The 10519-nt window shown below is 31.1% G+C and carries 10 protein-coding genes; all 10 read left to right on the top strand.

Translation table 11 applies throughout. The features are described 5' to 3' along the window. Positions 1-102: 102 nt before the first annotated feature. The 10 genes from galE (at position 103) to fusA (ending at position 10364) form a co-directional block, all read left to right on the top strand. Positions 103-1077, top strand: a complete 975-nt coding sequence (gene galE, locus Q0O83_RS11320) for a UDP-glucose 4-epimerase GalE (RefSeq protein WP_294097173.1) — start codon at positions 103-105, stop codon at positions 1075-1077. Between the two features lie 16 nt (positions 1078-1093). Beyond that, positions 1094-1924, top strand: coding sequence for a hypothetical protein (locus tag Q0O83_RS11315; RefSeq protein WP_294097171.1), 831 nt, complete (start codon positions 1094-1096; stop codon positions 1922-1924). A 10-nt stretch (positions 1925-1934) separates the two neighbouring features. Beyond that, positions 1935-2765: a selenium-dependent molybdenum cofactor biosynthesis protein YqeB gene (gene yqeB / locus Q0O83_RS11310; protein ID WP_294097169.1), complete on the top strand. Its 831-nt coding sequence runs from the start codon at positions 1935-1937 to the stop codon at positions 2763-2765. Next, positions 2734-3522 carry an XdhC/CoxI family protein gene (locus Q0O83_RS11305; protein WP_294097167.1) on the top strand — a complete coding sequence of 263 codons (789 nt, stop codon included), beginning with the start codon at positions 2734-2736 and terminating at the stop codon, positions 3520-3522. Before yqeB ends, Q0O83_RS11305 begins: the two co-directional genes overlap by 32 nt. Then, complete coding sequence (gene moaC / locus Q0O83_RS11300; protein ID WP_366515967.1) at positions 3503-3976, top strand: cyclic pyranopterin monophosphate synthase MoaC; 474 nt, start codon at positions 3503-3505, stop codon at positions 3974-3976. Before Q0O83_RS11305 ends, moaC begins: the two co-directional genes overlap by 20 nt. Continuing rightward, positions 3969-5303 carry a sodium/glutamate symporter gene (locus Q0O83_RS11295; RefSeq protein WP_294097165.1) on the top strand — a complete coding sequence of 445 codons (1335 nt, stop codon included), beginning with the start codon at positions 3969-3971 and terminating at the stop codon, positions 5301-5303. The genes moaC and Q0O83_RS11295 overlap by 8 nt, the downstream gene beginning before the upstream one ends. A gap of 66 nt (positions 5304-5369) precedes the next feature. Next, positions 5370-7271, top strand: a complete 1902-nt coding sequence (locus Q0O83_RS11290; protein WP_294097163.1) for an ABC-F family ATP-binding cassette domain-containing protein — start codon at positions 5370-5372, stop codon at positions 7269-7271. Between the two features lie 122 nt (positions 7272-7393). Beyond that, a complete protein-coding gene (rpsL, locus tag Q0O83_RS11285) occupies positions 7394-7762 on the top strand; it encodes a 30S ribosomal protein S12 (RefSeq protein ID WP_023051095.1) in 369 nt (122 codons plus the stop codon). A gap of 25 nt (positions 7763-7787) precedes the next feature. Then, positions 7788-8258, top strand: a complete 471-nt coding sequence (gene rpsG, locus Q0O83_RS11280) for a 30S ribosomal protein S7 (protein WP_047380864.1) — start codon at positions 7788-7790, stop codon at positions 8256-8258. 24 nt (positions 8259-8282) lie between these two features. After that, on the top strand, positions 8283-10364 hold the full coding sequence (fusA, locus tag Q0O83_RS11275) for an elongation factor G (RefSeq protein WP_294097161.1): 2082 nt from the start codon (positions 8283-8285) through the stop codon (positions 10362-10364). Positions 10365-10519: the final 155 nt, after the last annotated feature.

Here is a 10519-nt window from a genome sequence, read left to right as displayed (position 1 = left end):
GGGCAGCCCCCTGGGAGGATAGGAAGTTGCCAATCTTTTTTTATTTTTTGTAAAATTGTGCTATAATTTAATTAGTAAAATTAAATCATAGAGAGGTGTTTTATGAAAAGTATATTGGTTACAGGTGGAGCGGGATACATAGGAAGTCACGCAGTAGTAGAACTGCTAGATTCAGGATACGATGTTATTGTTTTAGATAATTTAGAAAATGGTTACATAGAATTAGTTGATAGTAGAGCCAAATTTTATAAAGGGGATATCAGAGATATTTCGACTTTTGAAAATATATTTATTGAAAATAAGATAGATGCAGTTATGAACTTTGCAGGGTACATAAAAGTTGGAGAAAGTGTAAATGAACCTAATAAGTATTATTTAAATAATACTTATGGCGTTATGAATATAATTGAAGTTATGAAAAAATATAATGTTAAAAATATAATTTTTTCTTCAACAGCAGCTGTTTATGGTGAAGTTAAATGCGATGGCTTGGTATATGAAGATTATCCAACTAATCCGATTAATCCTTATGGGTGGAGCAAACTTATGGCTGAAAGAGTTATTATAGATGCTGCAAAAGCTTTTGGATTAAACTATTCAATATTTAGATATTTTAATGTGGGTGGAGCACATGAAAAATATCATATAGGGCAAAAAGGTGAGGGTGTTACAGCCTTAATTCCAATTATTTTGCAAACAGCAAAAGGTGAAAGAGAGAGATTAAGTATATATGGAGATGATTACTCAACTTCAGATGGAACTGGAATAAGAGATTATATTCATGTTGTAGATTTAGTCAAAGCTCATATAGCAGCCTTACCATCGCTAGAAAAAAATACTAGTGGAATATATAATTTGGGAAATGGAACTGGCTTTTCTGTTTTAGAGATGCTAAATGCAGCTAAACAAGTAACTGGAATAGATATAAAATCAGAAATCATAGAGAGAAGAGCCGGAGATCCTGCATCTGTGGTTGCAGCTAGTGAAAAAGCAAGAGAAGTTTTAGGGTGGAAACCAGAATATATAGATGTTAGTAAAATAATAGAAACGGCTTGGAATTGGTATAAAAGTCTTTAAAATATAGAGGTGAACAATGAATTTTTTCAAAAATTTTTTTATTAAAAAAAATAAAAATATAGAAATCCAAAAGAAAAGTGAGATACAAACAGAGTGTAATAATGATAATTGCGGATGTAAAAGTTGTGAGCACGAAGAGGAAAAGAATGGAGACTATTTGAAAAATATTTGTATTCAAATAGAAACAATACCTTGTGAACCGAATCCTTATTTTACAGGCAATGATGAAAGTGCTAAATTTTTTGAAGAGTTTGAAATTAGAATGACTACTATTTATAGAATGTATAAAATAAATAGTATATTTTTAAAAGAGTATCAAAAAGTTTCAAGAAAGTCATTGAGTGATACAAGAGAGAATGAAAAAGAGTTTTCGAAATATAGTAAATGCTATTTTATAAATAATAATGCATTTAAAGAAATTCATCATATGAGTAACCTTTTAAATATTTTTATGATTTTTGAAGTTCTATTAAAAAATATAACAAAAGATTTAGCTTATGATAAAAATTTAGATTTAGAAGAGATTCAAAATAAAAATATGTCATATTTAAATAGTTACATCTTATTTATTGAGGATAAAATGAAAATAAAGTTTTCGCTATCTGATAATGAGAGAAACTTTATAGGAATTGTTAGAAAAATAAGAAATGATTATTTACATGATTATATGACGGAGATACCTGAATCGATTGAAAAAGAGATAGTTAAAATATTTAATTTGAGAGAGGGAAAGAGAATAGTTGTAGATGAATATTTTATTGAAAATACTTGTAGAATGTTTGGAGAAATAGCTAAAAGACTTGAGAAGTCTTATTGGGAATATAAAAATAAAACTTTTGAAAAATAGAGGGGAAAACATGTTGATTATTGTAAGAGGGGCAGGAGATTTAGCAACAGGAGTTATCTATAGATTATACAAAAGTGGATTTAAGATTTTAGCATTAGAAGCAGAGAAACCAAGTGCAATAAGACGTAGCGTTGCATTTTCAGAGTGTATCTATACTATAGAGCAAAATATAGAAGGTGTAAAAGCAAAAAAAGTAAATAATTTAAAAGAGATAGAAGAGTGTTGGCAAAAAAAAGAGATTCCAATAGTAGTTGATCCTAAAGCTCAATATATAGATATTTTAAAACCTGATATTGTTGTAGATGCAATAATTGCTAAAAAAAATTATGGAACAAATATAAAAATGGCTCCAATTACTATAGCTTTAGGCCCAGGATTTATAGCTGGAAAAGATGTTAATATTGTTATAGAAACAATGAGAGGTCATAATTTAGGTAGACTGATATTTGAAGGGGAAGCCTTAGCTAATACAGGTGAGCCGGGAGAGATAGGTGGAGTTACTAAAGAAAGGGTAATATATTCGAATAATGAAGGAACTTTTAAAGCTATAAAAAAAATAGGAGACTTTATAAAGAGGGATGAAATTTTAGGATATGTAGAGAATACTCCAATTTATGCAACGATAGATGGATTGTTAAGAGGAATAATTTCAGATGGATATGTTGTTAAATCCAAATTTAAAATAGCTGATATAGACCCTAGATTGAATCAATATGATAATTGTTTTACAATATCGGATAAAGCCAGAAGTTTAGGTGGCTCTGTACTTGAAGGAATTTTAAGTGAGCTTCAAAAAATGGGAGGAAAAAATGGATCTAAGTATTTTGGAGAAGATTTTTGAAATTGTTAAAGAAGGAAAAAAAGTAGCATTGATAACCTTAACGAGATCGAGTGGATCAACACCTAGAAAAGAGGGGACTTTAATGGGTGTTTGGAATGAAGATTTTATAGGAACTATTGGTGGAGGTTTAGTAGAGTATAGAGTTATAAATGATGCTAGAAAAGCTATTAAAAATAATCAAAATATAGATTTTAAATACGATCTAACAAAAGAAGCTGAACTAGGTATGAGTTGTGGTGGAACTGTGGAAGGATATATAAAGGTCATAAATCCTAAAAATAGAATTGTAATTGTCGGAGCTGGACATATAGGTCAAAAATTATATAATCTTTTAGATGGATCGGATTTTGAAAAAATCATTTTAGATGATAGAGAAGAGTATAAAAATCATTTCTCAGATATATTGATAGGAGATTACGAAAAACTAATAGATAGTCTTCCAGAAAATGAAAATACTTATTTTATAATTGTAACAAAAGGGCATGTAACAGATCAAAAATCATTAGAAGCTGCCTTAAAGAAAAAAAGTAGATATATTGGAATGGTTGGAAGTAGAAAAAAAGTAATTGAAATAAAAAAGAGTATTGCTGAAAAAGGGATTGAATTACAAGAGCAAAAATTGTACTCACCAATAGGCTTAAAGGTGTCAGATGGAAGTCCATTTGAAATAGCGATAGAGATAATGGCAGAAATATTAAAAGTAAAAAACAATGGTGAATTGGTACATAGGAGGCTAAATAGTGTTAACGCATTTTAATAAAGATGGTAAAGCAATAATGGTTGATGTAACAGAAAAAAATGAAACTAAAAGAGTTGCTTTAACTAAAGGGAAGATTTCTATGAACAAGGAAACTTATCTTAAAGTAAAAGAGGGAACTATCCAAAAAGGTGATGTTTTAGGTGTTGCAAGAGTTGCTGGAATAATGGGAGCAAAAAAAACAAGTGATTTAATACCTATGTGTCATCCTTTATTTATAACTGGTGTAGAGATAGAATTTAATTTTTTTGATGATGAACTTACAATAGAGGTCGCTACAAGTGTAAAGACAGCAGGAAAAACAGGAGTAGAAATGGAGGCTTTAACAGCCACAACAACAGCGCTTTTAACAATATATGATATGTGTAAAGCTATGGACAAAACTATGGTAATTAAAGATGTAAGGTTATGTAAGAAGTCAGGTGGAAAATCAGGAGATTTTATAAATGAATAATTTTTTAAGTATTCTTGCATATTTAAGTACATTGTTGCTTCTTGGAGTTTTTGTAAAAAGTAAAGTGAAAATTTTTCAACAGTTATTTATTCCAGCATCTATAATTGGAGGAGTGATAGGTCTTATATTAGGATCAGATTTACTTGGAAAGTATTACACTATAATTCCAAAAGAATGGGAAGTTATAGTAAGAAGTGTTCCAGGAATTTTAATTATACCTATTTTGATTTCAATTCCTTTAGGTATGGAGTTTGGTAAAAAAACAAAGATTATGAAAAATACTATAAATACTGGTGGAATTTTATTTTTAGTAACTTTTACACAGTTATTGTTAGGTTATATTGTCAATTTTATATTTGATAAAGTTTTTAATATAAAGCTTTATAAAAGTTTTGGAGCAGAGCTAAATTCAGCTTTTGCAGGTGGACATGGAACTGCAGGAGTTGTAGCTAGAACTTTAAAAGAATTAGGAGCAGAATATTGGCAATTAGCACAAGGGGTAACTGTAACTTTAGCAACTTTTGGACTTGTATTAGGAATAATATTTGGTATATATCAAATTAAAATAAATAGTAATAAAATTTTGAAAACAGAAATTTTATCAGAGTATAAAAATGGATATATAAAAGAGAAAGATAAGCAACCTTCAATAGGAAAAGAAACAATGTTAAATACGACCGTAGACACTCTTGCTTATCATATTGCAATAATATTTGGAGTGTCGGGCATAGCAATAATTAGTTTAGATATCTTTAAATATTATAAAATCCCAGTTTTATCAAAAGTGACAGTTTGGTCATATGGAATGTTATTGATGTTTGGTATTTGGAAAATGTTTATAAAAAAAGGTATTGATTGGAGTATTGATTCAAAGGTAAAAAGTAGAATAACAGGAACTTTAACAGAGTTTGCTATAGTTTCAGCAGTTGTTAGTATTCCTATAAAAGCTGTAGCTAGTTATATATTTCCAATATTAATAGTATGCTTATTTGGTTTTTATATCACTTGGATATTAATTTATAAACTTTCGAAAAGATATTTTAAAAGTTATGAATTAGAAAGAAGTTTAGCTATGTTTGGAACGTCAACTGGAGTGTTTATAACAGGGTTATTATTATTGAGAATATGTGATCCAAAATTAGAAACACCTGTTTTACAAGACTACTCTTTAGGATTTTCAATAACAGCTTTATTGGGTCCTATTTTAATAGCGACGTGTATTCAGTTGAGTTTCATATATAATTATTTTTATCCAATTATACTTCTATCGGGATTAATAATTTTAACAGGTTTTAGTTTAGAATATTATAATAAAAGAGTGGATTAACCACTCTTTTTTTTTAGAGTTATGATATAATAAAAAGGATAAATTATTTAAAAAGGAGATTAGAAAATGGCTTTGCTAAGTGTTAACAATTTATATAAAGGCTTTTCAGGAGAGTCTTTATTAAGAGATATAACATTCTCTATAGATGAAAAAGATAGAATAGGAATAATAGGTGTCAATGGTGCAGGGAAATCAACTTTGATAAAAATGTTAATGGATATGGAGGATAGTGATCCAAATCCTGAAACAAATGAAAGAGGAATAATTTCTAAAAAAGGTAGTTTGAAAATTGGTTATCTTTCACAAAATATAAATTTAAATAAGGAAAACTCTATTTTTGATGAGCTTATGGGAGTTTTTTCAAATTTAAAAGCTGATTATGAGAGAATAAAAGAGCTTAATAATCTTATAGCAACAGACTTAGAAAACTTTGATAAACATATGGACGAATTAGCGCATTTAAGCAGTAGATATGAGCAAGAGGAAGGATATGCTATTGAGTATAAAGTTAAACAAATATTAATAGGATTAAGTATTCCAGAAGAGATGTGGAAGACGAAAATAGATGATCTTTCTGGTGGACAACAATCAAGAGTTGCCCTTGGAAAAATTTTGTTAGAGGAACCTGAACTATTGATATTAGATGAACCGACGAACCATCTAGATTTAGTAGCGATAGAATGGTTAGAGAAGTTTTTAAAAGATTATCCGAAAGCGTTTATAGTTATATCACATGATAGATATTTTTTAGATAATATAATAAATAGAGTTTTTGAAATTGAAGCAAAGACTTTAAAAACTTATAAAGGTAATTTCTCAGATTATATAATACAAAAAGAAGCATATTTATCAGGTGCAGTGAAATCCTTTGAAAAAGAGCAAGATAAAATAAAAAAGATGGAAGAGTTTGTAAGACGTTATAAGGCTGGTCAAAAATGTAAACAAGCAAGAGGAAGACAGAAGTTATTGGATAGAATGGAAAAAATGGATAATCCAATCATAGGTGTAAGAAAAATAAAACTTAAATTTGAAACTGAAAATGTAAGTGTAGATAAAGTATTGGAATTGAAAAAACTAACTATGAGTTATGAAGATAAACAGCTTTTCAACAATTTAGATTTAACAATCTATAGAGGAGATAGAGTTGGGATAATTGGAAAAAATGGTGTTGGAAAATCAACAATCTTAAGAATTGTTAACGGATTGGAAAAACCAAAAAGTGGAAGTGCTGAGATAGGTGAAAGAGTAAAAATAGGATACTATGACCAAAATCATCAAGGGTTAAAAATGGAAAATAGTATTTTAGAGGAGTTGCTTTATAACTTTAAATTAAGTGATGAAGAGGCTAGAGGTATAGCAGGAGGATTTTTATTCTCTGCAGATGATGTAGATAAAAAAATAAAGTCACTTTCTGGTGGAGAGAAAGCTAGGGTTGCTTTCATGAAACTTATATTATCAAAGCCTAATTTTTTAATATTAGATGAACCAACAAACCATTTAGATATTTATTCGAGAGAGATTTTAGAAGAAGCTTTAGAAGATTATGATGGAACTATTATAGTTGTCTCTCATGATAGATATTTCTTAGAGAATGTTGTAAATAGTATTTATGAAGTAAATAAGGATGGAGCAACTTTATTCAAAGGTGACTACGAAAGTTATATGTCTCAAAAAGATAATGTCAAAATAAAGGACGAATCTGCTGGTTTAAACTATGAAGAGCAAAAAAAGAATAGAAATAAAATTTCTAATTTAGAAAAGAAATATAAAAGATTAGAAGAGGAAATAGAAAGGTTAGAAAGTGAAAAAATAGCTTTGGAAAAAAGTTATGAAATAGCCGGTAAAACCAATGATTTAGACGAGTTAATGAAAATTCAAGAGCAGTTAGATAAGAAGGATGAAAAGATTTTAGAGGCTATGGAAAACTGGGATGAAACAGCACTTGAATTAGAAGAATTGAAAAAATAGTTGTAAAAAAATAAAGATGTGATAAAATTATCTTTGACTTTTTGCAATAAAGCTATTATAATACTAAAGTTAAATATTATTTAAAAATAATAAATAAAAAAATTCAGAGGAAGGAGGGTAAAATGCCTACTTTAAGTCAATTAGTAAAAAAAGGAAGACAAACTCTAGAAGAGAGTAAAAAATCACCAGCATTACAAGGAAACCCACAAAGAAGAGGAGTGTGTGTAAGAGTTTATACTACTACACCTAAGAAACCAAACTCAGCTTTAAGAAAGGTTGCCAGAGTAAAATTAACTAACGGAATCGAAGTTACTTCTTACATCCCAGGAGAAGGACATAACTTACAAGAACATTCAATCGTTCTAGTAAGAGGAGGAAGAACAAAAGATTTACCAGGAGTTAGATATAAAGTTATCAGAGGAGCTCTAGATACAGCAGGAGTTGCTAAGAGAAAACAATCAAGATCTAAATACGGAGCTAAGAAAGCGTAATAATTATTAAGGAGGTGGACAGCAAATGTCAAGAAGAAGAGCAGCAGTAAAAAGAGATGTATTACCTGATTCAAGATATTCTGATAAAGTTGTAACTAAGGTTATCAACTCATTCATGTTAGATGGAAAAAAATCAATCATTGAAGGAATTTTCTATTCTGCAATGGATTTAATAAAAGAGAAAACTGGTCAAGAGGGGTATGATGTATTTAAGCAAGCATTAGAGAACATCAAACCACAAATCGAAGTTAGATCAAGAAGAATCGGAGGAGCTACTTATCAAGTTCCAGTAGAAGTAAGACCTGAGAGACAACAAACTCTTGCTATCAGATGGTTAACTACTTATACTAGATTAAGAAAAGAGTACGGAATGATCGAAAAGTTAGCAGCAGAGTTAATTGCAGCAGCAAACAACGAAGGAGCTACTATTAAGAAGAAAGAAGATACTTACAAGATGGCAGAAGCTAACAGAGCTTTCGCACACTACAAGTTCTAATTTAAAATTCAGGAGGATAACAAAATGGCTAGAAGCGTTTCTTTAGAAATGACTAGAAACATTGGTATCATGGCTCACATCGATGCAGGAAAGACTACTACAACAGAAAGAATATTGTTCTACACTGGAGTAGCTCATAAAATTGGAGAGGTTCACGAAGGTGCCGCTACAATGGACTGGATGGAGCAAGAGCAAGAGAGAGGTATAACAATTACTTCTGCTGCTACTACATGTTTCTGGAAAAATCACAGAGTAAATATAATAGACACACCAGGACACGTGGACTTTACAGTTGAGGTTGAAAGATCTTTAAGAGTACTTGACGGTGCAGTTGCTGTATTCTCAGCAGTTGACGGAGTACAACCACAGTCTGAAACAGTTTGGAGACAAGCTGATAAGTACGGTGTACCAAGAATAGCATTCTTTAATAAAATGGACAGAATCGGAGCTAACTTCGAGATGTGCGTAAACGATATTAGAGAAAAATTAGGATCTAATCCTGTACCTATTCAATTACCAATCGGTGCTGAGGATGACTTCGAAGGAGTTATCGATTTATTAGCAATGAAAGAAATCGTTTGGCCAAAAGATTCTGATAACGGACAAAACTTCGAGTTAAGAGATATCAGAGCTGAATTAGCAGAAGCTGCTGAAGAAGCTAGAAACTTCATGATCGAATCAGTAGTAGAAACTTCTGATGAGTTAATGGAGAAGTTCTTCGGAGGAGAAGAGATTTCTCAAGACGAAATCAACACTGCTTTAAGAGCTGCAACTTTAGCTAACACAATAGTACCAGTTACTTGTGGAACAGCTTTCAAAAACAAAGGAGTTCAATCATTACTTGATGCTATCATCACTTACATGCCAGCTCCTACAGATAAAGGAATAATCAAAGGAACAGATGTTAAGAACGACGAGTTAGAAATAACTAGAGAAATCGCTGACGAATCTCCATTCGCGGCTTTAGCATTCAAAGTTATGACAGATCCATTCGTTGGAAGATTAACATTCTTCAGAGTTTACTCAGGAGTACTTACAAAAGGTTCTTATGTATTAAACTCTACAAAAGGTAAGAAAGAAAGAATGGGAAGAATTCTTCAAATGCACGCAAACAAAAGAGAAGAAATCGAAATTGTTTACTGTGGAGATATCGCTGCAGCAGTTGGATTAAAAGATACAACTACTGGAGATACTCTATGTGCTGAGGATGCACCAATCGTTCTAGAGAAAATGGAATTCCCTGAGCCAGTAATCTCAGTTGCAGTTGAGCCAAAAACTAAAGTTGACCAAGAGAAAATGGGTCTAGCTTTATCTAAGCTTGCTGAAGAGGATCCTACATTCAGAGTTAAAACTGATGAGGAAACTGGACAAGTAATCATCTCAGGAATGGGAGAATTACACTTAGAAATCATCGTTGATAGAATGAGAAGAGAATTCAAAGTTGAATCAACAGTTGGTAAACCACAAGTTGCTTACAGAGAGACTATAACTACTGCTCAAGATCAAGAAGTTAAGTACGCTAAGCAATCTGGAGGAAAAGGACAATTCGGACACGTTAAGATCACTCTTGAGCCAAACCCTGGAAAAGAGTTCGAGTTCGTAAACAAAATATCAGGAGGAGCTATTCCTAGAGAATATATTCCTGCTGTTGAAAAAGGATGTAGAGAAGCTCTTGAGGCTGGAGTTGTAGCTGGATACCCTATGGTAGACTTAAAAGTTACACTATATGATGGATCATACCATGAGGTTGACTCATCAGAGATGGCGTTCAAAATAGCTGGATCTATGGCTCTTAAACAAGCCGCTGTAAAAGCAAAACCAATCATCCTTGAGCCAATCTTCAAAGTAGAAGTAACTACTCCTGAAGAGTACATGGGAGACATCATAGGAGATGTTAACTCAAGAAGAGGAATGATCGGAGGAATGACTGATAGAAACGGAGCGAAGATAATCAACGCTAAAGTACCTTTATCAGAAATGTTCGGATATGCAACTGACTTAAGATCTAAATCTCAAGGAAGAGCAACTTACTCTATGGAGTTTGAAGAGTACGCACAAGTTCCTGCATCAGTTCAAAAAGCTATTCAAGAGCAAAGAGGAAAGTAATAATTACTTTTTCTAAGTTTTGAAGCTGTACAAAGTTTAATAATGTTGTAACTCTACTCTTGTAGAGTTACAACATAAATTATAAAATATAAATAACAATTAGGAGGAAATTTCAAATGGCTAAAGAAAAATTTGAAAGAAGCAAACCGCACGTT

Origin of the sequence: uncultured Cetobacterium sp. (assembly GCF_945952365.1) — a bacterium.
Classification (GTDB): domain Bacteria; phylum Fusobacteriota; class Fusobacteriia; order Fusobacteriales; family Fusobacteriaceae; genus Cetobacterium_A.
The sequence above is the reverse complement of the archived record's forward strand: the minus strand, read 5'-3'. Positions and strand labels throughout refer to the sequence as shown.